Source organism: Desulfoluna sp. HI9BLuna (assembly GCF_056829775.1).
This window is the reverse complement of sequence record NZ_CP186555.1, coordinates 1,377,846-1,403,505: the sequence shown is the minus strand read 5'-3', so window position 1 is coordinate 1,403,505 and position 25,660 is coordinate 1,377,846. Positions and strand designations below refer to the sequence as shown.

Here is a 25,660-nt window from a genome sequence, read left to right as displayed (position 1 = left end):
CAGTGCCCATGGGGCACGGGAGGAACCTTTTTGTGGAACGCCGCACGTTTGTGCGGCGTTTTTTTGTGTGTCTTAAGCCTTTCTGATCAGAAACAGCCCGTAGGTTGCCCGCAGGTTGGGCAGGAAGGTGATGGTCTTTCCGTATCGGTCCGCCGAATAGGTTTTGATGGCCATTTCGTTGATGATCTCAAAACCGGCTTCCTGGCCGAGGTGTTTGAAATCACGCAGGGAGAGAACACGGATGTTGGGCGTGTCGTACCAGGAGTAGGGCAGGACCTCGGTCTTGGGGGCGTGACCCGAGAAGAGAAACTGCGTCCGGACCTTCCAGTGGCTGAAGTTGGGAAAGCTCACCACCGCGGTTTTGCCCACCCGCATGATCTCGGCAAGGAGGGAGACCGGGTCGAAGGTCTGCTGGATGGTCTGGCTGAGAACCACGCAGTCGAAGCTTTCGTCCGGGTAGTCGCTGAGCTCGGTGCTGATGTCCCCCTGGATCACGGAGAGGCCCTTTTCAATGCAGGCCGATACTTTAGATTCAACGATCTCGATGCCTGTCTCCGAGACATTTTTATGCTGCTTCAGGAAGTGGAGCAGATCCCCCTCGCCGCATCCCAGCCCCAGGACCTTGGATCCCGAAGGAATCCATGACGCGATGATTTGAAGGTCGTATCGAATGGGAGCCTGGCTATCCGTCATGGCACACCCCCTTTAAAAAACCGCGAATCATGCGGGAGAGCCTGTCGTTGGGCAGGAGAAAGGCATCGTGGCCTGCGGTGGACTCCAGCTCGCAGAAGCTGACGTCGTTGCCCCGTTTTTTGAGGGCCTTGACAATGGCCTTGGACTGGTAGGTCGGGTAGAGCCAGTCCGAGCTGAAGGAGACCACAAGGCATTTGGCCTTGGTGCCGGAGACCGGTGCGGACAAGGCGGATTCCAGGTCGAAGTAGTCCGCGGCCTTGGTGATGTACATCAGGGAGTTGGCGTCGAACCGCTCCACGAACCGTGCGCCCTGGTAGTGGAGGTAGCTCTCCACCTTGAAAGGGGCCTCAAAGGCCGAGGCGTGGGTCTCCGGGTCTTGGAGGCGTCGCCCGAATTTTCTGTGCATGGCCTCGTCCGAGAGGTAGGTGATGTGGCCCACCATGCGTGCAAGGGAAAGCCCGGTGTCCGGGCTTGGGCCGTCGTAGTAGGCCCCGTTGTTCCAGTTCGGGTCGTTCATGATGGCCTGGCGGGCCACTTCATTAAAGGAGATGGCAAGGGCCGAGTGTCGCAGGGTGGTGGCAAGGGCCACGGCCGAGCGCATCATGTGGGGATAGGCGTGGCACCACTGGAGCACCTGCATCCCTCCCACGGAGCCGCCGATAACCGAGACGAGCTGCTCGATCCCCAGGTGGTCCAGGAGGCGCTTCTGGGCGTTGACCATGTCCGCGATGGTGACGACCTCAAAGTCCAGGCCATAGGCTTTGCCCGTTTCAGGGTTTTCCGAGGAGGGGCCGGTGGAGCCCATGCAGCCCCCCAGCACGTTGGAGCAGATGACAAAGTACTTGGTGGTGTCGATGCCCTTGCCCGGCCCCACCATACTCTCCCACCAGCCGGGTTTTCGGTCCGTGGCGTCGTAATACCCCGCCGCATGGGAGTCCCCGGTGAGGGCGTGGGTGATGAGAATGGCGTTGTCCCGGGCATCGTTGAGTTTTCCGTAGGTCTCGTAGGCCAGGGTCACCGGGCCGATGTGGGCGCCTGCCTCCAGGGGCAGGGCATCGCCTGCGTCACCAAAGGTGAAGAACTGTTTTTCCACAAAGCCCACGGAGTCGGGGTAAAGATCGGTTTTCATCGCGTCCTTCGATGGTTATGGGTACATCGCAACATGTCGCCCATGGTGTTTTTTTTATTTTCGTGCCGCTCAGTCACGGCCGTTCCAAGGAGCGCCGCACACCTGTGCGGCTTTTTTTATCCCGCCTGCTCAACGTCCACAACAAACGCTTCGGGGTTGAGGGCAAGCATGGCGTCGAGCTCGTGTTCGGTCTCTTTTGTGACACTGAAAAAGAGAAAGGCAAACATGGGAAAGGTGCGGTAATCCATTTTGCGCAGGCACAGGATGGTGCTCAGCCCCTCGGCCAGCTTCCGGTAGTCAAAGTCCTGGTCGTCCCGAAGGGGAATGGGGCGCTCGATGACCGCCATGGCAAAGGTGTCGTCACCGGCTGTGCCGAGCACCGCGTTCCAGTCGGGTTTTCTCTTCTGGGCAAAATAGTCATAGACGTTGATGCCGTATGCGTAGGAGGCAATGTCCGTAGAGCACCACCCGGCAAAGCGCAGGGGGTTCACCTCAATGGGGCGGATGCAATCGTTTTCATCGATGCGGATCTCGGTGTGGACAGGCAGGCCCCTGAAGTCTCCGAGCTCTGCCAGGTCCGAGAGAAAGCCTTCAATGGCTGAAAGGCGCGATGAGATGATTTTAGCGGAGGTGATGTAGAGGCGGTCGCTCATGTCCTGCTCGCCGCTGAACCGGTGCTTTAGGATGTTGAGCACCACCGGTTTGTTGTCGTCGTCGAAGTAGGCGTCCACCGCGTACTCGTCCCCTTCGATGACGGACTCCACAATGAAAAAGGCGCTGCTGATCACCTCTTCGGGAAAGGCGTTGGCCGTCTCCTTTGTCTCTTCCAGAAGCCGTGCCCGGACCGTTTCCCACTCGTCGGCGGTGTTTACCCTGTGGACCCCCGCGCTGATAAATCCCACCATGGGTTTGATGATAAAGGGGGCGCCCACACGCTCAAAGGTGAAGTCCGCGATCTCATCTGCCGCAAGCTTGAAAAAGGCGATGTCCGGGAACAGGGCCGCCGTCTTCTCCCGGAACTTGAATTTGTTCTTGAACAGGTCGATCTTCAGGGCCAGCTCCGAGTCCGCCCCAAAGGTCTCGACGATCCAGCCGATGGCGTTTTCGCTGTTGCTGTAGAGCCAGCGGAAGTTATCGCGCTCCAGCTCTTTGACGGCCTCGGCATCGGAGATATGGTTGGCTGACGGGGAGACGCACTTCAGGGCAAACTCGTTGTCAAGGAGAGGGGCCTGGGACTCGATGAGGTAGTTCTCGGCCACATCGGAGATGTAGGGTTGATCAAAGATAAACATGCACTGTTCCCAACTAATTAAAGATGCTTTTCGTTTTATGTGTCCGTTTCACGCGGGTGCCTCGGTAACCCCGAAAGCCATCGGTCCCCGGAATACCGCTGGGATTTGACCCGAGGAACGAGGGGCAAAGCCCGGCGGTAACCTGCTTTCAAGGTGGCTCACCTTGCCGCCGGAGGCATTCCTTTTAACCCATGCTGTCCAAAGCCTGGGAGAAGTCGGCGATGATGTCGTCGATGTGCTCGATGCCCACGGTGATACGGATCAACTCCGGCAGGACACCGGCCTTGATCTGGTCTTCGTCGCTGAGCTGGCGGTGGGTCATGCTGGCGGGGTGCAGGACGCCGGTGCGGACATCGGCCACGTGGACCACGATCTCGGCCAGCTGAAGGCTGTTCATGAGGCGCTCTGCGGCGTCTCTGCCCCCTTTGGGACCGAAGGTGAGGACCCCGCTGCCCGCTTTCATGTACTTTTTGCAGAGGTCGTGGTTGGGGTCGCTTTTAAGGAGGGGATACTTGACCCACTCAACGGACGGGTGGTTTTCCAGGAACTCGGCCAGGGCCAGGGCGTTGCTGCTGTGGCGCTCCATGCGCAGGTGGAGGGTCTCCAGGCCCTTGTTGGTGAGAAAGGCATTCTGGGGGGACATGTAGCACCCCAGGTCCCGGATCCACTGGACCCGCGCCTTCACGATATAGGCCTGGTTGCCGAAGGTCTCGGTGTAGCTGAGGCCGTGGTAGGATTCGTCGGGTTCGGTGAGGCCGGGGAACTTGCCGTTGTTCCAGTCAAAGGAGCCGCCGTCCACGATGATGCCCCCCACGCTGGTGGCGTGGCCGTCGGTGTACTTGGTGGTGGAGTGGATCACGATGTCTGCCCCGTGCTCCAGGGGGCGGCACAGGCAAGGCGTGGGGAAGGTGTTGTCCACGATAAAGGGGACGCCCATGGCCTTGGCGATGGCGGCGAACTTGTCGAAGTCCAGAACCTGGGTTCCCGGGTTGGACAAGGACTCGCCGAAGAGCAGCTTGGTGTTGGGCTTGAAGGCTTTTTTGATCTCATCCACAGGGGCGGCGGGGTCCACAAAGGTCATGTCGACGCCCATTTTCTTCAGGGTGTGCTTGAAGAGGTTGAAGGTGCCGCCGTAGAGGGTGGACAGGGCCACGAAGTGGTCGCCCGCTTCACAGATATTGAGGATGGACACCGTGGACGCGGACTGGCCCGATGAGAGGGCCAGGGCCCCCACGCCGCCTTCCAGGGCCGCCATTTTGTTTTCAAGGACTTCCACCGTGGGGTTGCTGATGCGTGAGTACATGTGCCCGGGGACCTTGAGGTCGAAGAGGTCTGCGATCTCTTTGCACGTGTCGTACTTGTAGGTGGTGCTCTGTACGATGGGGGTGACGCGGGGCTCTCCGTTTTTGGGAGTAAACCCGCATTGAACTGCCTTTGTCTCGATATTCCAGCGTGTCGTATCCATATGAACATCCCGTGTAAGCGTGGTGAATCGTTATTGCCGTAGGTTTCCCTTTGAGGCGGGAAAGTGCACGCATCGGTTTTAGCCTAAGTGTTCGCCGTTTTTCAATTGACAAATTACCCCACATGCATAATCAAGTAAACTTAAACGAATTAAACCATAGGTTAAGTTATGCTAAACGATATCGATTTCAACCGACTCAAGGTGTTTTATTGCATCTACAGCAGGCAAAGCATCGGGGGGGCGGCAAAGGAGCTCAACGTCACCCCGTCGGCCGTGAGCCAGCATCTGAAAAAGCTGGAGCAGGAGATCAGGGTGCGGCTCTTCACACGGATGCACAAACGGCTTGTGCCCACGGTGGAGGCGGACAGGCTGTTTGCGATCCTCAAGCCGTTCTTAGGAGAGTTGCAGGCGGGGTTGACGCTTTTTCAAAACGGGAAGGATGAGCCGTCCGGGCTTTTGCGCATCGGGGCACCCGTGGAGTTCGGCAAGGCCTTTTTCCCGAAGGTGATGGCGTCATTTCGGAAGCAATACGGAGAGGTGACCTTTTCCCTGACCCTGGGCAATTCCGAGAGGCTCCTTGCCATGGTCAAGGGCGGGGAGCTCGATTTTGCCATGGTGGATCTTTTTGCAAGCCAGAGGAAATACGTGGCGGATCTGGGGACCTATCATGTGGAGCCGATCATCGATGAGGAGGTGATTCTGGCCTGTTCGGCGGTCTATTTCCACACCCGTCTCAAGGAGAACCTCTCCCCGGACCACATCCTCTCCCAGGATTTTATCTCTTACGAGCGCAGTCACCAGGCCCTTAACGGCTGGTTTCGGCACCACTTCGGCAAACAGTCGGTGAGACCCAACGTGGTCCTCACCGTGGACAGCGTCCAGGCCGTGCGTTCGGCCATCGAAAGCGACATGGGCCTGGGCGTGGTGACCCGAAACGCCGTCCGGGACCAGCTCCGGCAGGGAACCGTCATCCCCGTCAGCACGGGCAAGCGGGAGATCGTCAACAAGATCTCCCTGGTCCAGCTCCAGGACAAGGTCCCCACCTTTACGGAGAAGACAGCCCAGTCGTATTTCAGGGAGGCGCTGCGGGAGGTATCCCGGTAGGCGGTGGGACACTCCCAGGCAGAGCCTGGGAGCGAGAAAAAAACAGGATGCCGTGAAGTTAGCTTTCGTTCCCAGGCTCCGCCTGGGAATGACGCACGGAGGCTCTGCCTCCACGATTGAGCTCGCATAGCCCTGTATATTTGTCCATATATGCAGCGATACACACCTGCAAGGCGGAGCCTTGCAATGGACACCCCCGGGCAGAGCCTTGGAGCGAGAAAAAACAGGATGCCGTGAAGCTAACTTTCGTTCCCAGGCTCCGCCTGGGAATGACGCACGGAGGCTCTGCCTCCACGATTGAGCTCGCATAACCCCTGTATATTTGTTCATTGTGCAGCGATACAGACCTGCAAGGCGGAGCCTTGCAAACGACACTCCCAGGCAGAGCCTGGGAGCGAGAAAAGCTGGTTTCGAATGTGCTTTTCTCTTCGCTGCACAGGGAAAGTCACATTTGCCTTTGATTTAGCTCGAACGGAATCTTTTTTTAAAAGCTGTTTGTCAAACTTTTCAAAAGTTTGGCCCCCGGCAGGGCCGCCGGAGGCATCGTTCACTTGGCAGTTTTCGGCGAAATGGGTGGCGAAGCCGGGGTATGATGGCATACCCCGGCTGGTTTACATGGAGTGGGGGTTATTCGAACTCAGCCAGCTCTTTTTCGAGTTTTTCCAGCATGGCTGCGCAGCGCTTGCTCAGCGCTTTTTTGTAGTAGTCGCGGACGGGCAGGGCTGCTTTGCGGAAGGCTTCATGCTGCTCAGGGGTCAGGTCCACGCGCTCGGTGTGCTTGGCCAGGACCTCGGCTGCTTTTTCGTTGGCTTCCTTCTGGAGGTCGTAGGCGTAGTCACGCATCTCGGCGACGGTTTCGGTGAGGATCTTCTGCAGGTCCTTGGGCAGGGACTTGAAGAAGCGGTCGTTCATGAACACGCCTTCGAGGTACATGATGTGGTTGGACATGATGAGGTACTTCTGAACTTCGTACCATTTCATGTCCACCAGGGCGCCCAGGGGGTTTTCCACGCCGTCCACCATGTTCAGCTGAAGGGCGCTGTACACGTCGGTGTAGGAGACCGGCGTGGGGTTGGCGTTGTAGGCTTCGTAGTTTTTGATGATGAGCGGGGTGTCCATGGTGCGGAAGGGCAGGCCTTTGAAGTCTGCGGGGCCCATGATCTTTTTGTCGCTCAGCCAGTCGCTTGCGCCCAGGGGCCACAGGTCCATGAGGCGCAGGCTCTTTTCAGCGTAGGCACCGGCGAGGTCCTTTTTGACCACCTGGCTTTTGGCCAGGAACTCGTAGGCTTTTTCCACGCTGGAGGGCAGCAGGAAGTGCAGGGCGAACATCTGGCCTTCGGGCACGATGGTGGAGACGTTGCCGGGGCTGACGATGGCCATCTGGGTGGAGCCGGTGAGCAGGTGCTCCACCAGGTCCACGCCGACGCCAAGCTGGCCCACCTGGAAAATCTCAAACGTGATTCGGCCGTCACTTTTTTCCGTTACGCGGCGGGCAAACTCCTTGGCGTATTTGTCCGGTACGGTGTCCGCGTACTCTTCGTGGGTAATCTTAAAGGTGTAGGTTCCTCGTTTGGCAGATGCGGGAAGCGCACCGGCAAACACAATCAACAGCATCAAACCAAGCGTACAAAACTTTTTCATCTCTCACTCCTAAGTAAATGATCTATTATTTCAAATTGATGAATTACTTCATCAACCCTCCCAGGAACAATGAAATTTCGGGAAACGCGGAAATCAGGAAACAGGCAAAGAGCAGGATGGCGATATACGGCCCTTCGTTTCGAATGACTTCAAGGTACGGTTTGTCGAAGATGGCACAGCAGGTGAAGATACTTGTGCCGAAAGGCGGTGTGCCGGAGCCGATGGCGACCTGCAGGGTAATCAGGACACCCAGGTGCACCAGGTTGATGCCTGCGGCATGGGCGATGGGGGCAAAGATGGGGGTCAGGATCAGGATGACGACCACGGCCTCCACAAACATGCACCCGACAAAGAAGACGATGTTGACGGTGAGCAGGATGAGAAAGACAGAGGCCGACTCCCCGAGGAGGCCCTGGGTCAGCATCTGGGGGATACGGTCGTAGGAGATGACCCAGGAGAAGCATTGGCCCACTGCCACCAGAATGAACACGACGGTGGTGAGCACGCCGGTGGAAAGGGCGATCTCGTAGAGATCTTTCATTTTGACGGATTTGTAGATGATCATCTCCACAAAGGCCGCGTACAGGACGCTTGCGGCCGCTGCTTCCGTGGGGCTGAAGATACCCGAGTAGATGCCGCCCATGATGATGACGGGAAAGCCGAAGGGCAGGATGCAGCGTTTGGTGGCTGCCAGGCGCTCTGCGGCGGATGCCTTGGGCAGGCGGGGGATGTTGTTGCGCTTTGCGTAGAACACGTTGTACGCGGCAAAAAGGGCGATGATGACCACGGCGGGACCGATGCCTGCGATGAACAACTCTCCGATGGACGCGCCGCTTGCCACCCCGTAGACGATCATCCCCAGGCTGGGGGGAATGAGGTAGGCCAGGTTACTGGAGTTGATGATCAGCGCCAGGGCTTCGCTGTCGCTGTAGCCCCTGTCCAGGAGTTTTTGCCGAACCGGAGACCCCACGGCCACAACCGTTGCCTGGGTGGAGCCGGACACCGCGCCGAACAGGGCGCAGGTGATGGAGGTGGTGGAGGCCAGGCCGCCGCTCAGGTGACCCACCAGGCTTTCCACAAAATCGAGCAGACGTTCCGATGTCTGCCCCTTGCACATGATATCGGCGGCGAGGATGAACATGGGGATGGCCATGAGCACCGGTGCCTGAACGCCCAGGATCATCTGCTGAACGATGATGAAGGGCTGAACCATGGGCGTGTACAGGCTGATATACACAATGGTGGAAAGAAGCATGGTCATCATCATGGGGAATCCCATGAGCAGCAAGAGAAGCATTAAACCAAAAAGAATCAGCATTCTGTGTCCTCCCCCTCGGGCTTTTCCGTTCCCACGTAGAGCTCGGGTTCTTTGATGTTGATGATGATGTTCATCAGGTATTGGATGGCCCCGAGGCCGAACCCTACGGGTACGACGGCGGCGCGAATCCAGTCCGGCATTTCAAGGGCGGAGGTCACCTTGCCCAGCATCTTGGTGTATTCAATGTAGTCGAGAGCGATGGAGCAGACGTAGATGTACGTGGCCATGGTCACAAACGAGATGAAGATCATCAGTGCTTTTTTAATCTTGGGGGACAGCGTGTCGAAAATCGCCGTCATGCGGATGTGGCGTCCCTTGCGGGCGGCATAGCCTATGCCGCTGAATGTCACGAGAATAAGCAGCGACCCGCCGAGCTCGTCGGCCGACGCCATGCTTTTCATAAACAGCTTGCGGGAGACGACATTGCAAATCAGGAGGCCGGCCATGAACAAAACGCCGCTGGCCAGGACCCACTCCGTAATCAATGCAATGAGGTCGTCAAGTTTCCAAAAAAGTTTCATGCATTCTCCTCTTTACCCCATTCCCCTCGGGTACGTTACACATGGTATCTTTACCAAAAACAGGTTGTACGGCAGTCAAAGCCTCATTGCTTTAACCTGCCAGCAACTGTCCGAATCCTTTTATTTCGGGCTGTTTTCCCGCAAGGGTCATGGCATGCCAGAACATGGCCTGGGTGCTTGTGACAACGGGAACTCCAACTTCAGCCTCAATCTCTTCAATGTGCTCTAATGCGCGCAAATTGGTGCAGGACATAAACAGGGCGTCCGTGGGGGCCTGGGCCAGGATGCGCCTGGCTCCTTCCAGCATCGAGTCAAAGGAGACCGTGGTGATGTCGGTGTCTTTTTCGATGCGCAGCGCCCCGATGGTGGGCACTTCAAGGCCTTCTGCTTCAAGCTGCTGATAGAGCGGGTAGTTCACCTCCGTGGGGTAGGGCGAAAAGATGGAGACCCGCCTGGCCTTCAGATGCTTGAAGGCGGCAAGGGCTCCGGCCCACGGGTTTGTTGCGGGGATCCCCGGGTTGTTTGTGGTGAGCAGCTCCCGGATTTTGTCATTGCCGATGACAATGGAGGCCGAGGTGCAGCCGAAGGCCATGACGTCCATGGGAAGCCCGGTTGCGATGAGTTCGGCAGACTGGGTGATGCCCCGGGAAATCTCAGCCAGGGCCTCTTTGGTCATGGAGCTTGAGTAGTAGACCCGGTTGCTGAAGACCATGGCAGACGAGCCCACCAGCATGTTCAGGTCTCTTTCAATGGAATGGTCCGTTGAAAGCTGCACCAGCCCGATATGCACCTTGTCCGGGCGGGGAGCCTTGGTATGGTCCAGAAAGAGTTCACTTGCTTCGTAATCAGACTGGCTGAGCATGGGATACGCCCTCCTTATTGATCTCGGCTGCGTAGGTTGCGCACATGGCGGCGTACATCATGGTGGCACGCAGCACCTGCTTTTTTTCCACGTATTCGTCGGGCACGTGGCATGCCGCGATCACACCTGGGCCGTAGCCGATGACGGGGATGCCGTGCTTGCCCATGATGGCGACGCCGTTGGTGGAAAACGGCCAGGTTGTCAGCGTGGGCGGTGTGTTGAACAGCCCCTCGTAGGCCTTGACCGTGCTGCGGGTGACCACGTGGTCCCTTTCGATTTTCCAGGCGGGGAAGGTGCACTCTTTGCAGGGGACAAGCCCTGTGTAGGACGGCTCTTCAAAGGTGTGGAACTCAACGGTTGCCCGGGCCGCCTGAACCGAAGGCAGCTGCTGCACCTGTTCCAGGGCATACTGGGGAGACTCCCCCCATGTCAGCCGCCGGTCGATGGTCAGTTCGCAGTAATCCGCCACGGAGGAGCGGGACGGCGCGCCGGAGATCATCTCCGAGACCACCAGGGTGCCTTTGCCCAGGTCCTCGTCTTCGATGGTGAGGTTGGTGCTCAGTGCTTCCAGTTCGGACACGATCTTTGCCATGGCGTAGATGGCGTTGTCCCCCATGTGGGGGGCGGAGGCATGGGCGCTTTTGCCTGTGACGGAGATTTTGAGCTCCATGCGGCCTTTCTGGGCAAGGGAGATCCGGTCGTCGCTGGGCTCTGCAATGATGACAACGTCAGGGGACACCCCTTCGTTTTCGATGAGGTATTCCCATGCCAGCCCCTCGCAGGGCTCTTCCTGCACCGTGGCGCAGACCATGTAGGTGAACTGGTCGGTGAGGGAGAGGTCTTGCAGGACCTTTCCCGCGTAGACCATGGACGCGATGGCCGCTTTCATGTCCGAGGCCCCGCGACCGTAGAGGCAGGTGTCGTCCTGCTCACCGGAAAAGGGAGGGCGCGACCACTGGTCGCGGTTGCCCGCACCCACGGTGTCCATATGCCCGTCCGCTGCGATGAGGGTCTTGCCGGTTCCCACGGAGCCGCGGACGTTGCCCATGGGGTCCACGGTAACCTCATCAAAACCCAGCTCCCGCATCTTGCCCTCAACGAGGGCGGCAACCCCTTGCTCGTTGCCGGAGAGGCTTTCGGTTTTGATGAGTTCACTGGCAAACTCACAGATGTTCCGGGCATAATCCTCGGTGCGGGACACGATTTTTTCATACATATCAGACATCACGATTCCTATTTTATAATCACCATGTGTTCGGCGGCCCTGGGGGAGAGCAGTTCGGCGCCATCTTCCGTGATCACAATGTTCTCTTCGTGCACCATCTCCTTGCCCGGGGCATAGACCATGCCGGGTTCCAGGGTGATGACCATGCCCGCCTCCAGCGTGGTGTTGTCCGTGGCCGTGTTGGAGGGCCACTCCGTCAGCTGGCTGCCGAGGCCGTGGCCGAGGCGTCCCACGCCGCTGCCCAGGGCGCCGCCTTCTTCCATGACGCTCCACATGGCGTTGTAGATATCCGTGGTGGTGGCTCCGGGGCGGGCCACCTTCAGGCCGGCTTCCGTTGCTTCATACACGCAGTCGTAGGCGCGCTGGGTCTCGTCGCTGCAGTGGCCGAAGGCAAAGTTGCGGTCAAAGTCCGAGAAATACCCGTCGTGCACCGCCCCCACATCGATGATCAGCACGTCACCCTCTTCAATGCGGCGGGGGGTGGGGCCCATGATGATGCTGTCGTAGCCGTCGGGGCCGGAGCCGGAGATGAGGTATTTGACGAATTCGGCGCCGTGGTTCAGCATGTTGATCCGCATCTGGCGGCAGATCTCCTGCTCGGTCTGGCCGATTTTGGCGTGGGTGGGGAGCATGTCGAAGCCGTGGCCGGCGATCTCGCAGGCCCTTTTGATCTTGGCAATCTCCGCCGGGGACTTGATGGCGCGCAGGTGGTGCATCTCATAGGCGATGTCCACAAACTCTTTTCCGTCCACAAGGGAGGCCAGCTTCAGGTAATCCGCCGTGGGCATGCGAAGGTAAGACTCCTGGCCAAGGGTGGCACCGATGCGGCCGAAGCGGGTGGGCAGGGAGTTGACGACACCCGCCACCAGGGAGATGCCGTCGTCCTCGGGGTTGGGGGAGGACCAGGTGAGGACGTGGTCCAGCCAGGTGCTGCGCATGCCGCTTTCACCGATGCCGGGGATCACGGCAACCGGTTTTCCCTCCAGGGGAATGACCAGAAACCAGGGCCGGGTGGGGCTCTCCCAGAATTGGGTGTAAAAACCGGTGAAGTAGCGGACGTTGGCCTCGGTGGTGAGAAAGACGGCGTCCAGCTTTTTCTCCTGCATGACTTTCTGCATGCGGGCGGTACGCGTTTCAAACTCTTCAGCGGTGAATCCAGATTCGAGTATGCTCATCGTTTCTATCCTAAAATCACTCTGGTGGATTAGTTGTCTCGTCCGAACCACACCACGTCGCGGTAGGTCTCAGGCGAGGTATCTCCTTCGGTGTTGATGCAAAGGACCTTTGCGTCTTTGGTAAGGCCCAGTTTTTCACGTGCTTCCCGGCCCTCTTCCTCTTGCATCACCCACTGCAGGAACCCTGTGGTGGCGGCACCGGACTCTCCGGAGATGACCTGGGGGTCGCCCTTCATGGGAGCGCCCAGGATGCGCATTCCTTTGGCGGCGATGTCGTCGGAGCAGGAAGCATAGGCCATGGGGTAGTCGCGCAGCATCTCCCAGCTGGTGATGTTGGGCTCGCCGCAGGCCAGGCCCGCCATGAGGGTGGCAAGGGAACCGGTCACAGCGTGGGGGGTGCCGTCGTTTTCGCAGGCGGAGACGTAAAAGCAGTTGGCTGCCTCGGGTTCCACGATGATGAAGGTGGGGGCGTCTTTTCCGAACACGGACATGAAAAAGCCCAGCATGGCCCCGGCAAAGCAGCCTACCCCTGCCTGGAGCAGCACGTGGGTGGGGCGGTTGACGCCCATGGCCTGCATCTGTTCCAGGGCTTCCAGGGCCAGGGTGGTGTATCCCTGCATGATGGAGGTGGGGATCTCTTCGTAGCCTTCCCAGGAGGTGTCTTGGACGGTGAGCCAGCCGTTTTTCTGGGCCGTGTCCCAGGCCATGCGCACGCAGTCGTCGTAGTAGAGCTCGGAGATGGTGCACTCGGCGCCCAGGGTGCGGATGTTGTCCCGCCGGATGGGGTCGGACCCTTTAGGCATGTAGATGATGGCTTTCTGGTCGAACTGCTGGGCGGCCCAGGCCAGTCCTCTTCCGTGGTTGCCGTCGGTGGTGGAGGCAAAGGTGATGTCGCCCACGGCTTTGCGGGTCTCTTCGGAGCGCAGCTCGTTGCAGCTGACCTCGTCGATCTCTTTGCCCAGCTTCTGGGCGAGGAGCTTGCCCACGGCGTAGGTGCCGCCCAGGACCTTGAATGCGTTTAAGTTGAACCGGTAGGATTCATCCTTGACCAGGATTTCCCCTAAACCAAGGTGGTCGGCGAGGTGGGTGAGTCGTGCAAGGGGGGTGGGGGCATACGTGTCAAAGGTGCTGTGGAACCTGCGCACCTTCTCTGCGATCTCCCGGCTTAATATGGAGACATCGGCTCCGGCGTCGGGAGCCTTTGGATTCTCGTTAAACTTGATATCGACTTTCGACAACGTGTTTCTCCTTTTTGGTAAGCTTGATTGTGAACGGCAAGGAAGTATTGCAGAGAGTATGCCAAATCAGGCTTTCGAAGGAGATATTTCGCGCTTTCAATAGGTTAAACGAAATTGAGCGCCTTTTTGACGGGCCGGGCATGATTCGCAATCTGAGAAGTTTCTCATCTTGCGAATCGTTGTGGGGCAAGGCGCCTATTTCTCAATTTTTCGGTAGAGTGTCGCCAGGCTGACCCCCAGGGCCTTGGCCGCTTGCTTTTTCCCCTTTGTGGTGTCTCCGTAATAGGCCAGGGCACGCATAATGGCCTGGTGCTCAAGGGCTTTCAAGGGGATGACGGGCTGCTGGGGATCGGGCTCAGGGGGCGCTTTAGGAGAAAGATTCTCATTTTGCAAAAAACCGGCGTGGAGGGTGGACTGGTTGATCTCCCCCTGGTCCGAGACCATGTTGACCAGGTATTCGATGGTGTTCTCCAGCTCACGGATGTTGCCGGGCCAGTCATAGTCCCGCATCTTCTGGACGATGGGGGTGGGCAGGGTAAACCGCTTTTTGCCGAAGAGGGTGCAGTATTTGCTGATAAAGTGGTCCACGAGCAGGTCCAGGTCCCCGAGGCGCTGGCGCAGAGGGGGCGTGTGCAGGGGGATGACATTTAAGCGGTAATAGAGGTCGCTTCGGAACATGTTCTGGGCCATGAGTTCCTGAAGGTTGTCGTTGCAGGCGGCGATGACGCGGATATCCACGGAGACGGGGCGGGTGGCCCCGAGGCGGGTGATGGTCCGCTCCTGGAGGACCCGAAGGAGCTTGACCTGCAGGTACAGGGGCATGGAGCCGATTTCGTCCAAAAAGAGCACCCCCCCTTCGGCCAGCTCGAATTTGCCGATCTGCCCCTTGCTCAAGGCCCCGGTAAAGGCGCCGCCCACGTAGCCGAAGAGCTCGCTTTCCAGCAGGGTGTCCGGGATGGCCCCGCAGTTGATGGCGATAAACGGGGCGTCTGCCCTGTCCCCGATGGCGTGGATGGCCCGGGCCACAAGCTCTTTGCCAGTGCCGCTCTCCCCTGTGATGAGCACCGAGGAGCGGGTGTTGCCCGTGGCCGTGATCTGCTCTTTCAACTGGAGCAGGAGCGGGGATTGACCGATGATGTTGTCCAGGCTGCTGTCGAAGCTGGGGGCGGATCCCTGGGGGCTGTGGGATATGACCGACTGGATGGTGTCGAAGACAAAGACCTTGGAAAACCGGCTGGCAGCGGACTTGGGCTCCACGTACTTGCCCACGATGAGCTGTTGCCTGTTTTCCTGTTCCACGGTGTATTCGTTCAGGTCGGAGAAGGTGCACCCCGTGGGGGTAATGGAAAAATTCTCAAATTGCGAAGGCAGGGTCTTGTGCAGGATTTCCCTTGCTCGTTCGTTATGGTAGACGATGGCCCCCTTGGCATCGTAGATCAGGGTACCCTTGTTGTTGGTGTTGACCACCTGGCTCATGATGTCCAGCAGGTCGCTGATGTCTTCAAACTCTTGGCGCTCATTGACGCGGGCCGCGATGCTGATGGCAAGAAGGGAAAGAAAATTTAAATAGATGGCCCGCTGGCTCAGGACCCGCTCCCGGGCTTCCTGGGAAAAACAGATGAGGTCGATGGCTCCGAAGGTGGTTTTGCCGTCGGAAATGGGGGCACACACAGACAGGAGTTCATGGCAGTCGGCTTTGGTCTGGCAGCCTTTGCAGATTTCGCTCTCCCTGGGATTGACAATAAAAAGGGGCTTGCTCCCTTTAAGGGTGGTCTTGAGCAGGTTGCCCGCGTTTTTGATGCTCTCGCCAATTCCTTTGGCGCACCTTCCCGTTCCAGCAATGCGAATCAGGTCGGTGTCCACAACATCCACGTCAAGCCCCGTCACCGTTGAGATGGTTTCGGCGTAATACTGTATCTGTTTCTGCAGTTTTAAAAGCATACCGCGGGTTCCTTGTTTGTCTATCAACGTGCCTTGGTCCCTTGTGCCTTTACACCATTTGTATGCGATCCGGGGAATAGGGCCTTACCGGAAAGCCGTTTAGAATCATGATAATATAGAGTTGGTGTCAAGAGGGAACATTGGTAACTTTTACATGCTATGGTTTTTTTAAGCGGTAAATGGGGAAGTATTGTTGAGAGTGATCCAGGGGTTGAGAAAAGGCGGGTTTGTGATGGTTTTTGGTGCAGGTGCACCGGGAAATGAGCACCGGGTGTTCCATGGGACGCGTCGCGTGTTTTTTTTATCCCCCATGCGGGCGTGGGAAGGGCTGCTATTCCACTGCAGACGCGGTTGCGTGGGGGGGATTTGCCAATTGTTCCTTGACAATAATGATCGCCGGGGGCATTTAGGTCAGTGCTGATTTCGGTGTGTAGCCGCTTAATTAGACGTGAGGCCTCGGTGTGGTGGGCTCTGAACAACAGTGTATTATCGTTCCTTGAAAGGTTACGTCGTTTCGGATGGATCATTGTGGGGGGCATCTGTACAGGAACTGGTTGTACCAAGGTTATGAGGATTAAAATGGATCAAATGCCCTTGTCGTGGCGAAGCGTGTTTTTCATTCTGTTCATGCCGGTATTTTTTTATTCATGCACAACGGTCAGCCCGCCCGTGGCACCTGTGATAAAACCCGTGATCGAGCCCGTTGTCAGCCCTGAGCCCGAAGCTGAGGCTGAACCGGATGTCTCTCCCGAAGTGAATCCACCTGAAAAATCAGTTGACGAGCCCCCGGTCAAGAGGTCTGTGGTCAAGAAGTCGGTACCGAAGACGCCTGTTCTGACACCGCAGGAGGCCCCAGCCGTTGACCTCCTTTCCGGCCTTCGCATCATCGGAGAAGTGGAGCCGGTGACCCTGGTTCCGTCCGGGGTGACCATGCCGGCACGCATCGACACCGGGGCCACCACCTCTTCCATTGATGCCACGGAGATCGAACCCTTTGAGCGTGACGGAAAAAAATGGGTGCGCTTTGTGGTGGCCGACAGGCGCAGCGGTGAGAAAGTACCCCTGCAGTGCCCGGTGTTGCGGCGCGTCAACATCATCAGTCATGCGGGTGAGTCCCTCAGACGCCCCGTGGTGATGATTAAGACCATGATGGGCGGAGTTGCTTTTGATCATGAATTTTCCCTGACCGATCGATCGGACTTTTCGTACCAGGTTCTCATCGGCCGAAATTATCTTCAGGGTGAGTTTGTCGTTGATGTGAACCGCAAGAATGTAACCAGCCCCATGAGTGAGAATTAAAATGAAAGAGCGGATTCAGATCATCGCCATTGTTGTTGTGCTGATTGTTGTGGGTGTGGGGGCAGCCGTATACAAACATGTCAAACTGGGGTTTCCTTTTTTACCGGGTGAAAAACAGAGGGCCTGGACCGTTGAGGCAACGATCTCCTTTGTGGCCGACGGTGGCCCGGTGGAGGTCTCGGTGAACAGGCCCGATCGAAGCGACACCATGGCTGTGCTGGAGAAAAAATCCGTCACCCCCGGGTATGTGGTTTCGAAAAAAGGGGGCAGGACTGTCTGGAAAGCGGAAGACAGGCATGGGCCCCAGAAAATGTTTTTGAGGTCCACCACCTACCGTCGCAGCGGCGGTGAGGCAACGCCCCGCGGGAAGGTTACATACCCCGGGGCACCAGTTTTCAAAGAGCCCCATGAGCTGGCCGCCGACGGCATCGTCTTTGCCGCTCAAAGTGAAAACACCTCCGGTGAAGCGGTGGCCAGGGCGATTTTAAAGGCCTTTAATGACCCCATGAACAACAACGCCTCACTGCTCCTTACCGACGCCGATACCTATGGGGGAGTTGTGCCCCTTGCCTGTGGACTGATGGCCAGAGCCGGGGTCAAAGCCCGCATGGTGAAAGGGCTCAACCTTGACGAGGAAAAGCCCAAACAGAAGCTGAAAAGCTATGTCGAAATAGAGGATGGCTCCGGGTTCAAACTGTTCAATCCGCGAACGGCAGAGCTGGAAAACAGGGATGCATTCCTGGCATGGCAGCAGAACGGGGAGTCCATCCTTGAGATCATCGGGGGAAGCGGCGGAGACATCTCGTTTTCCGTTATCGCCGATGAGATCGCCGCCCAGAAGGCTGCTGTGCAGCATGGCAAATACACCGGCCATGTGCTCATCGATTTTTCTATTTACAGCCTCCCCATTGCCCAGCAGAACGTCTTCAAGCTTTTGCTTCTCATTCCCATCGGCGCCCTTGTCATCGTCATCCTCCGAAACCTTGTGGGGATTGAAACCTCGGGGACGTTTATGCCGATCCTCATCGCCCTGGTTTTTCTCCAGGTCCATTTGCTGGTGGGGCTCTCTCTTTTTGTCATCATTGTGGGCATCGGCCTGATCCTTCGGTCTTATCTTTCCAGCCTGAACTTGCTCCTTGTTCCCAGGATTTCCGCGGTCCTGGTCTTTGTCATCCTCATTTATGTGGGGGTGAGCGTCGCCAGCATCCGCATGGGGTTCGAGGCGGGGCTGATGGTGACCTTTTTCCCCATGATCATCATCTCATGGACCATCGAGCGCATGTCCGTCCTCTGGGAGGAGGAGGGGCCCAAAGATGTCTTTATCCAGGGCGGCGGCAGCCTTTTTTCCGCGTCCATGGTCTACCTTGTCATGCAAAACAGGGTCGTCGGCCACCTGACCTATTCCTTTCCTGAGCTGTTGCTGGTGGTGCTCGCCGCGATCATCATGATCGGGAGCTATTCCGGCTACCGCCTCACCGAGTTGAGGCGCTTTGAGCCACTTGCAGGGGGGGAGTGATCATGTTCACCTCGCCCTTTAAATTAAAAAAAGCGGGTGTCGTGGGCATGAACCGGCGCAACGTGGTGCTCATCGCCCGGAACAACCCGCGGCAGCTTTACCCCAGCGTGGATGACAAGCTCAAAACCAAGAGACTCCTCGCAGAGGCGGGGATCTCCGCACCACGGCTCCTGGGGGTGGTCAAAACCCAGGGCAACGTCCGTGAGCTCGAATCCTTTCTGGACACCTGCCCGCCCTTTGTCATCAAGCCGTCCCGGGGCAGCGGGGGAAAAGGGATCCTCGTCATCAGCGGGCGCCACGGGCAGGATTTCCTGAAACCCGACGGGCATCGGGTGACCATCGGGGAGATCAAGCGCCATGCCTCCAACACCCTGAGCGGCCTCTTCAGCCTCGGCGGCCACAGCGATGTGGCCATGATCGAAGAGATGGTGGATTTTTCCGACGCCTTTGAGGGCTTCTCCTACCAGGGGGTGCCGGACATCCGCGTGATCGTTTACAAAGGGTACCCTGTGATGGCCATGACCCGGCTCTCCACCGCAGCTTCCGATGGAAAGGCCAACCTCCACCAGGGCGCCGTGGGCGTGGGCATTGATGTGGGCACGGGTGAGGCGCTGAAAGCCGTGCAGTTCAGTCGCCAGGTGACCCACCACCCGGACACGGGAAAAGAACTCTCCACCCTGTTTGTGCCCCAATGGCGCGATTTTCTTGACCTTGCCGCACGGTGTTACGAGATCACCGGGTTGGGGTACCTTGGGGTGGACATCGTTCTGGACCGGCTTAAGGGCCCCATGATCCTGGAACTCAACGCCCGGCCCGGTCTTGCCATTCAGATTGCCAACGGGTATGGTCTTCAACCCCGGGTGGATCGTGTGGACGCGGAGGGGGCAAAAGAAAAAAATGCCTCGGAGAGGGTGCAGTTTTCCATGGAGGCTTTTTCGGTTTCCAAGGAGACAGGGGGCATGACCTCTGTGCCTTGCCTCCATAGTTCTTTTTGAATGACGTTTGGGCCTTGGCTTTCGTCTGGCCGCGACCATCAAAAAAAAATGAGAAGAATCAACCGCACCGGAGCGCCGCACTCCGGTGCGGCTTTTTCGTCCGTCGCTACCCATGCCGCACAGGAGTGTGGCGCTCCAGAGGACAAGGGGCAAAGCACAGCGGCATTCTATGGACATTGATTAGTTAAAGGAACCCCATGGCTTTACCCTGGAAAACCCTGGATAGATTTACCGACGGCAACGAAACCCTGGAGCTGCGCCAGCGCGGAGCAAAGGATTTTCTTATTACCCTGGGCTCCCAGGTGCTCATGAACAGCATGGCCCAGCGATCTGAGATGGCCCTGGGAACCATGGGATGCAGGGGCCTCGAACACCATGCCGCCCCACGGGTCCTCGTCGGCGGCCTGGGCATGGGCTGTACCCTCCGGGCCGTTTTAGACGCCCTTCCCGAAACAGCCGAGGTGGTGGTGGCCGAACTCAACCCCCGCATTGTGGAGTGGTGTAGAGGGCCCCTGGCCCCTTTGACCGACGGTGCTGTCTCCGACCCGCGGGTGACGGTCTCCGTGGGGGACGTGGCAGCCCTTATTGGCGGAACCGCATGCGGAACAGGGGAAAAGCCCTTTGATGCAATCATCATCGATCTCTACCGGGGCCCCCATCCCAAAACCGACAAAACCAACGACCCTTTTTACGGCACCGGGGCAATTGCCAACGCCCGCAAGGCCTTGAAGCCCGGGGGCACCTTTGCCGTGTGGGGGGAAACCTTTGACGAGGCCTTTTTAAAGCGCATGACCAAGGGAGGCTTTAAAGCCACCTGCGAGCGGCCGGGCAAGGGCGGGTATCGCCATGCGGTGTTTTTGGGGAAGAGGGCGGGGTAGGTGCGTCTGCACGCATCATGTTGATAAATTCATTACGATTCAGCCGGTGCGGGGATGACGCGTTTCCAGCCCTGTCCGGACGGTGAGGTAGGGTGCGGCTCCCGCACCGATTAAGTAACGATCGGTGGGAATCCCTCGTTACACCAGATGGGCACGGCGCCAAGGCTTTTGTCGCTCGTGGGGGTGGCGGCTTGCCTTTGCCCATCCTACGGGGGACGCTGGGATGCGGGGGGCGATGGATGCGCTTGTGCACCGTCGAAGGTGCGTAACGGTCATGAAAGTAACGATCGGTGAGAATTCCTCGTTACACAAGATGGGCACGGCGCCAAGGCTTTTGTTACTCGCGGGGGTGGCGGCTTGCCTTTGCCCATCCTACGGGGCACACGGGGACGCGGGGGGGCGATGGGTGCGCTTGTGCACCGTGGAAGGTGCGTAGCGGTCATGAAAACCCATGGCCGGGTATGTGTCTGGCGTTTAATAAAAATCAAAAAAGATGCCCAATGTCAGGTAGGATTCGTCGTAATCCAGGGCGAACTCGCCTAAAATAGCCCTTCCGGTATAGGCATCCAGGCCTATCCGCAGATTCGAGCTGCTCTGATCCCTTGTCACGTGAAAACCGGTCTGCAAGCTTACTCCGGGTTCCCAGCTGGTTTCGTCAAACGTCCTTACATGGGCGGCAGCATAAAAGGCCGTGGAGTTATTCCACAGGTTGTGCGGCCCCTGATACTGGATGCCGCCTTCGGCTGCCCATCGCTTCTGAAGGTCGTCATTGCCCAGCGACCAGGCCCAGCTGGGCTCGACATAGATAAAGATCTCCTGATTCAGGAAAATGCCCATGCCGAAGGCCAGGTCATCGCGGGTGTAACCGATGCGCTCCCGGCCGGTTTCCTCGATATATTCGTCACCTAAATGGGCTGAAATGTGACGGTAACCGATTCGTGCCACCACCTTGTCACTCCAGTCCCAGACGCCAAAGATCCCGTAGCGACCGTCCCAGCCAATGTTGTCCAGATTGTTGCCCGGATCAAACTGGGTGAAGAGGCAGCCCTCAACGTCCAGTGCAAATTCGTTTTTTCCTTCCTTTGTGGGGCTGACTTTGAACAGTGTGTAGCGCGTCCCCAGATCACACATGACACGACCGGATGAGGTTTCCGGAATTTCGCTGTCGGTAACGGATACGCCCAACTGCATTTGTGGGCGCCGCGGATCGGCCAGGTAGTCCGGGTAGGGCTGATCGTTCGGGTCCAGTTCCAGTACCCATCGGGACCCCAGGTTGAAGGTGGTGTCTGCGCGTTCTTCACTCTGGGCCGCAGCCCACTCAACACATAAGAGAACGGTGAGTATCGTCGCCATGAGTATTTTCATTTTAACCTCCTTGCTCGGCTCGCCCGAAGAGTGAGAAAATTGACAAGAAAACTGTGGTTTATGTTTTTGCTGCGTTAGAATGATTGCACGTGTCTTTGGTCATCATTTTGGTTGAACCGTTTTCTCATGAACTATCCGGGTAGCTGACGGTTCGCGTAGGGATGTCTTCATACCCAATAAAGGAGCGACGAACACCCATGGACTCCTTCCTGATCCTTCTGATCATAGCCGCGCCACTTGTTCTTACCATCTCGCTGACGGCTCAACTCAGCCTTCACTCCCACTGGCTCTATGCCCTTGTGCCCGTACTCCACGCCGTATCCATAGGCTGGTTCACCTGGGATATGGCAACAGATCGCTCAAACACCGGGGACGCCACTCCCGGTGTGTTTTTCGCCTATCTGCTGATATTCCTGATCATCCATGTGATTTTTATCCTGGCGGCAGTGCTTTGTTTTGCGTTTGGCTGAACGACAGGGGGACGGGTTATCGTGCATCAATACTACTCGGGATATTCCCGACCCATGAGTCGATGGACGCGATGCCTTTCCATTTCTCCACGGCTGAGTAGTCGGTGGGGGCCTGGAAGTGGAATTGATACTTCGTGCTGGTTGTGTTGGATACCTGCATGATGCTTTTGCTGCCCGGCACGCACCCTTTTGTCATGCGAATTCCCCTGGTTCCAAGGCTTTTGTAACGTCATAACGCAACCGGTCCTCCGGAAGGCTCTCGAAGATAGTCACAGCGTCCTTGGTGTCTCCCGGGTTGTGGATGAGCGAGTATTTTTTCTTCTTTGGAGGGCTCGGGAAGGTAAGCCGGACCCAGTCTTCTTCGACCTCCTGGAGGTCGTTCAAAGGCAGGGTGTATTTCCAGGTGTTGTCGTCGCTGACCAGGGTGACGGTGTCGTTTTTTACTTCCGGGTCGTTTAGGTCGATTTTGTACATGTAGGTCAGGTCGTAGCCGGTTTTTTTGACCCGGATGGTGTGCTCTGTGTTTGTGGGAAGGTCGGAGATGGTCAGGGGCGTGGGAATGTAGACAATGCCGGGGGATTCGTCGCCCGTAAAGCGAAGGTCCCGGCCGTCCGGGGGTGTTGTTTTGCAGCCCACGTCGTGGGCCATGCGCGCCAGGACCTTTTTCCTGTCGTAGGTTCCCCAGTTGAAAAAGGCAAGGTCCCGAAAGGTGGTGTTGTTGTCCCTGGCAATGGAGGTGAAGGTTTCCCCTGCCGTGACCTTGTGCTCCGTAATATGGGCCATGTGGCGCATGTTTTGTCTGGCGTTTTCTTTTTTTCGGGTATGGACCCGGGTGGCGCCGGGGTCGCTGGCTTCGGCTTCGATGGGAGAGGTTCCCATGCCGACGTAGGCAAAGGTGTTGTCCAGGGTGGCACCGAAGAGACTGGATGTGCTCAGGTCAAAACCGCTTGTCTTGCCTTTGACGTTTTTGAGGATCACCTTGCCGTCGTTGGCCGAGACCAGCTCCTTGTGGCGGTCTTCCGTGAGGGTGACGTTGACCCGCACCCCGGGGAGGATATCGCCGGGTCTGTCTTCCACGATTTTGTAAGTGATGGTGGCGCTCCCATAGTCAGGGAGCTTACTGCCCATGCTGAAGGCATTGGTGAGTGTTTCGGTCGGTACATGGTTGGCGGTGATGCCGTGGGCGGTGTTTGTCATTGCCCTGGGGTAGACCGCGATGTCCCGTTCCACGATGAGCTCCGCCGCCTGTTGGCGAAGGGTCATGTCCGATGAAATCCAGGCCGAGCCGTGATGGTGCCTGGCCACAAAACCCTGGAGTTCGTGGGTGTCCCCTGTGCAGCCCATGGATGTCTGGATCAGCTCTTCCGCCTCACGGGTGGATGCAAGGCGCATGACGTCGGCCTCGGAATCCGCCGAGCCGTCGGGATCCAAAACATGGTAATCGTAAACGCCGTCGGTAAGTATCAAGTCACATGCATCTTCAGTCGGTTCCAGATCCACAGTGTCCATGGTTCAGCCTCATTTTTTTCTGCTTTCAACTTCGCGTTATGATGAAAATTCCTGAGCAGGCAGCATGGCTTTGTGGGGGATACGTTTGCCGGTGCCTGCTCATTATGTCTCGTGTGTGGGGTTGATGGTGGAATGTATGCGCTTTTTTATGGTTGCGGCAAGTAATTTACATAGGCTTATTGGTGCTGTTTTGTCAATGAATATGAAAATTTAAGGTTTTCCTTTTTGGTGTTATGGTTTGGGCTTCATACCTTGCGATTGCGCGAATACCGCGCAATCGCATCAACACGCCATAAGCAGGCTTATGGAGAATCCCCCGACTTGTTCGGGTAAGCCGAGACAGTTGTCTGGTTGCAAGGCCGATACCGTAAATATGCGGGTAATCTTTGAGGAAATAAAATGTTAGTCAAACCAAAAAAAGCTTGACTTGCCTTTGGGGTGTTTTTAGCATGCACCTACTCGCTCCATGTCCACTGCAAAGAATTTACACAGGCACATGGAGCGTCTTCTTCTGAATGCTTTAGATGCACTGTGGGGGGGGCATGTGAGGGGCATCGAGGGTATCAAGAAAATGGCAATGTGGTTTTTCTGAGCCTTACACGAAAACGCCCGTTTCACACCCCTCTATAAAAAGGACCTTCCAAGACCCGCCGGTTTTCCTAAGGGGACGTGGCATGAATCATTTTTCGTTAATGGAGAGCTGAAATGTCCGATGCTGTGGCCATTCGTTTTGATGATCGGGACCTCCCCCCTGGGGGCGGCTCTTCAGAGGACGCACGGGACAATGAGCGGGAGGCATTCTGCCGTGTTTCCGGTCCAGATGGGTGCTGCACGCTGCGCCGGGTGATGATTCGGCCAGGGTTGCTCCTCTGGTTTTCGGACTGCATATACGACAGGAAGACGGTTTTTCATACCGAAAGAGAGCAGTCCTTTCTGAGTTTCAGTTTCATGCTGTCGGGGACCTGTGTTGCATCGGACCCTTCATCAGAGGATGCATCAGAATTTTCCTGCGGTCAGCATGGCCTTTTTTTCTTTCCAGATGAAGGGCAGACGGGGTGGGCCCTTGCAGGGCAGCCGTTTCAATGCGTCACTGTTCAGGTCGATCCCGAGCTTCTTTCTGCTTATGATGAAGAGGGGCTGCAGCGGTTGCCTGCAGGTCTCTACCGTATTTTGAAAAAGAACCGCAAAAAATCTTACCAGCACACCGGTCCTATGACTTCTGCCATGCGAACCGCATTAAATCAGTTGGTTCATTGTCCCTATGGTGGGATGGCCAGATGGCTTTACCTTGAAAGCCGGGCCCTGGAGCTGGTCGCATGTCACCTGGACCAAGTCAGCACACAGTTGAAGGCAACGGCATCACACGGTGTGCTTCATCCTCAGGATCGCCTGCGGACTCTCCAGGCCAGAGAGTTTCTTGAAAGTCGCTTAGATAACCCACCTGATCACCTCGAACTTGCCAGAATGGCGGGTATGTCCCACCCAAAACTGAGTCGGTGCTTTAAGGTGATGTTTGGGGTAACTCCCTTTGAATTTCTGCGGCATGAACGCCTCGAGTGTGCAAAGGGACTCCTTGAGGAGGGAAGGAACGTAACGGAAGCGGCACTTTCCGTGGGATATTCCAGCCTCAGTCATTTCTCCAAGGCCTACAGGGCTCGTTTCGGTATCTCTCCCGGAGACCACTGCCGAAGGTGAAACGTGTACGCAGGCCTTCTCTGCGGCGCGACGTGATGAAGACGGCAGCAACGGCTTTCATGCCTGCCGGAGTCGTCGGAGTGAAGCGCATCTCTTCGTCCAACCCGGATACGTCATGAGAAAACAATTAAAGCCAGTTCTGCAACGTTTGCGGCCCTGAATGTTTCAAGGCCATCGTGTGTCAATCCATCAGGTTGACTCTTGCCACAGACCAGCCCAGGCCCTGCATCCATTTTTCCCTGTGCAGAATCATCAGGCTCACATGTGAAGGACCCATGGATAGACATGGAGGGTCGGCATAGGTGGTCTCCTTCAATGGACAGGTTTTG

At 57.2% G+C, this 25,660-nt stretch carries 21 protein-coding genes; 7 read left to right on the top strand and 14 right to left on the bottom strand.

Annotation, left to right across the window (positions count from 1 at the left end; genetic code table 11):
• Window positions 1-72 precede the first annotated feature (72 nt).
• The 4 genes from metW to ACOYW0_RS05525 form a co-directional block, all read right to left on the bottom strand.
• On the bottom strand, window positions 73-693 hold the full coding sequence (gene metW, locus ACOYW0_RS05540) for a methionine biosynthesis protein MetW (protein ID WP_482417559.1): 621 nt from the start codon (window positions 691-693) through the stop codon (window positions 73-75).
• A complete protein-coding gene (metX, locus tag ACOYW0_RS05535) occupies window positions 683-1,822 on the bottom strand; it encodes a homoserine O-acetyltransferase MetX (protein ID WP_482417558.1) in 1,140 nt (379 codons plus the stop codon). The genes metW and metX overlap by 11 nt, the downstream gene beginning before the upstream one ends.
• A 116-nt stretch (window positions 1,823-1,938) precedes the next feature.
• Window positions 1,939-3,114 carry an ATP-grasp domain-containing protein gene (locus ACOYW0_RS05530; RefSeq protein ID WP_482417557.1) on the bottom strand — a complete coding sequence of 392 codons (1,176 nt, stop codon included), beginning with the start codon at window positions 3,112-3,114 and terminating at the stop codon, window positions 1,939-1,941.
• Window positions 3,115-3,298: 184 nt separating this feature from the next.
• Window positions 3,299-4,579 (bottom strand): O-acetylhomoserine aminocarboxypropyltransferase/cysteine synthase family protein, encoded by a 1,281-nt coding sequence (locus ACOYW0_RS05525; protein ID WP_482417556.1) that lies wholly within the window; start codon window positions 4,577-4,579, stop codon window positions 3,299-3,301.
• A gap of 168 nt (window positions 4,580-4,747) precedes the next feature.
• On the opposite strand from ACOYW0_RS05525, the gene ACOYW0_RS05520 reads away from it, so the two are divergent.
• Complete coding sequence (locus ACOYW0_RS05520; protein ID WP_482417555.1) at window positions 4,748-5,683, top strand: LysR family transcriptional regulator; 936 nt, start codon at window positions 4,748-4,750, stop codon at window positions 5,681-5,683.
• 627 nt (window positions 5,684-6,310) lie between these two features.
• Here ACOYW0_RS05520 and dctP read toward each other — a convergent pair.
• From dctP to ACOYW0_RS05480, 8 genes are all read right to left on the bottom strand, one after another.
• Window positions 6,311-7,324, bottom strand: coding sequence for a TRAP transporter substrate-binding protein DctP (gene dctP / locus ACOYW0_RS05515; RefSeq protein ID WP_482417554.1), 1,014 nt, complete (start codon window positions 7,322-7,324; stop codon window positions 6,311-6,313).
• A gap of 43 nt (window positions 7,325-7,367) precedes the next feature.
• Window positions 7,368-8,642: a TRAP transporter large permease gene (locus tag ACOYW0_RS05510; protein ID WP_180140177.1), complete on the bottom strand. Its 1,275-nt coding sequence runs from the start codon at window positions 8,640-8,642 to the stop codon at window positions 7,368-7,370.
• Complete coding sequence (locus ACOYW0_RS05505) at window positions 8,636-9,163, bottom strand: TRAP transporter small permease (protein ID WP_180140178.1); 528 nt, start codon at window positions 9,161-9,163, stop codon at window positions 8,636-8,638. The genes ACOYW0_RS05510 and ACOYW0_RS05505 overlap by 7 nt, the downstream gene beginning before the upstream one ends.
• 91 nt (window positions 9,164-9,254) lie before the next feature.
• Entirely contained in the window at window positions 9,255-10,025 is a 771-nt protein-coding gene (locus tag ACOYW0_RS05500) for a maleate cis-trans isomerase family protein (protein ID WP_482417553.1), read from the bottom strand.
• Entirely contained in the window at window positions 10,009-11,250 is a 1,242-nt protein-coding gene (locus ACOYW0_RS05495) for a YgeY family selenium metabolism-linked hydrolase (protein ID WP_482417552.1), read from the bottom strand. Before ACOYW0_RS05495 ends, ACOYW0_RS05500 begins: the two co-directional genes overlap by 17 nt.
• Window positions 11,251-11,258: 8 nt before the next feature.
• A complete protein-coding gene (locus ACOYW0_RS05490; RefSeq protein WP_482417551.1) occupies window positions 11,259-12,425 on the bottom strand; it encodes a M24 family metallopeptidase in 1,167 nt (388 codons plus the stop codon).
• Window positions 12,426-12,454: 29 nt separating this feature from the next.
• Window positions 12,455-13,663: a diaminopropionate ammonia-lyase gene (gene dpaL, locus ACOYW0_RS05485; protein WP_482417550.1), complete on the bottom strand. Its 1,209-nt coding sequence runs from the start codon at window positions 13,661-13,663 to the stop codon at window positions 12,455-12,457.
• 195 nt (window positions 13,664-13,858) lie between these two features.
• Window positions 13,859-15,604, bottom strand: a complete 1,746-nt coding sequence (locus ACOYW0_RS05480) for a sigma-54 interaction domain-containing protein (RefSeq protein WP_482417549.1) — start codon at window positions 15,602-15,604, stop codon at window positions 13,859-13,861.
• Between the two features lie 669 nt (window positions 15,605-16,273).
• Here ACOYW0_RS05480 and ACOYW0_RS05475 point away from each other — a divergent pair.
• The 4 genes from ACOYW0_RS05475 to ACOYW0_RS05460 all read left to right on the top strand — a co-directional run bounded on the left by ACOYW0_RS05475 (window position 16,274) and on the right by ACOYW0_RS05460 (window position 20,292).
• Entirely contained in the window at window positions 16,274-16,903 is a 630-nt protein-coding gene (locus ACOYW0_RS05475) for an ATP-dependent zinc protease family protein (protein ID WP_482417548.1), read from the top strand.
• 1 nt (window position 16,904) lies between these two features.
• On the top strand, window positions 16,905-18,419 hold the full coding sequence (locus tag ACOYW0_RS05470) for an inactive transglutaminase family protein (RefSeq protein WP_482417547.1): 1,515 nt from the start codon (window positions 16,905-16,907) through the stop codon (window positions 18,417-18,419).
• 2 nt (window positions 18,420-18,421) lie between these two features.
• Window positions 18,422-19,414, top strand: coding sequence for an alpha-L-glutamate ligase-like protein (locus tag ACOYW0_RS05465; protein WP_482417546.1), 993 nt, complete (start codon window positions 18,422-18,424; stop codon window positions 19,412-19,414).
• Between the two features lie 197 nt (window positions 19,415-19,611).
• Window positions 19,612-20,292 (top strand): spermidine synthase, encoded by a 681-nt coding sequence (locus tag ACOYW0_RS05460; RefSeq protein ID WP_482417545.1) that lies wholly within the window; start codon window positions 19,612-19,614, stop codon window positions 20,290-20,292.
• A 474-nt stretch (window positions 20,293-20,766) separates the two neighbouring features.
• On the opposite strand, the gene ACOYW0_RS05455 is transcribed toward ACOYW0_RS05460, so the two are convergent.
• Window positions 20,767-21,657 (bottom strand): DUF1207 domain-containing protein, encoded by an 891-nt coding sequence (locus tag ACOYW0_RS05455; RefSeq protein WP_482417544.1) that lies wholly within the window; start codon window positions 21,655-21,657, stop codon window positions 20,767-20,769.
• Between the two features lie 197 nt (window positions 21,658-21,854).
• On the opposite strand from ACOYW0_RS05455, the gene ACOYW0_RS05450 reads away from it, so the two are divergent.
• Complete coding sequence (locus tag ACOYW0_RS05450) at window positions 21,855-22,127, top strand: hypothetical protein (RefSeq protein WP_482417543.1); 273 nt, start codon at window positions 21,855-21,857, stop codon at window positions 22,125-22,127.
• 192 nt (window positions 22,128-22,319) lie between these two features.
• Here ACOYW0_RS05450 and ACOYW0_RS05445 read toward each other — a convergent pair whose 3' ends face one another.
• Complete coding sequence (locus ACOYW0_RS05445; RefSeq protein ID WP_482417542.1) at window positions 22,320-23,636, bottom strand: LysM peptidoglycan-binding domain-containing protein; 1,317 nt, start codon at window positions 23,634-23,636, stop codon at window positions 22,320-22,322.
• A 705-nt stretch (window positions 23,637-24,341) separates the two neighbouring features.
• Between ACOYW0_RS05445 and ACOYW0_RS05440 the strand changes: the two genes are divergently transcribed.
• On the top strand, window positions 24,342-25,331 hold the full coding sequence (locus ACOYW0_RS05440; RefSeq protein WP_482417541.1) for an AraC family transcriptional regulator: 990 nt from the start codon (window positions 24,342-24,344) through the stop codon (window positions 25,329-25,331).
• Window positions 25,332-25,660: the final 329 nt, after the last annotated feature.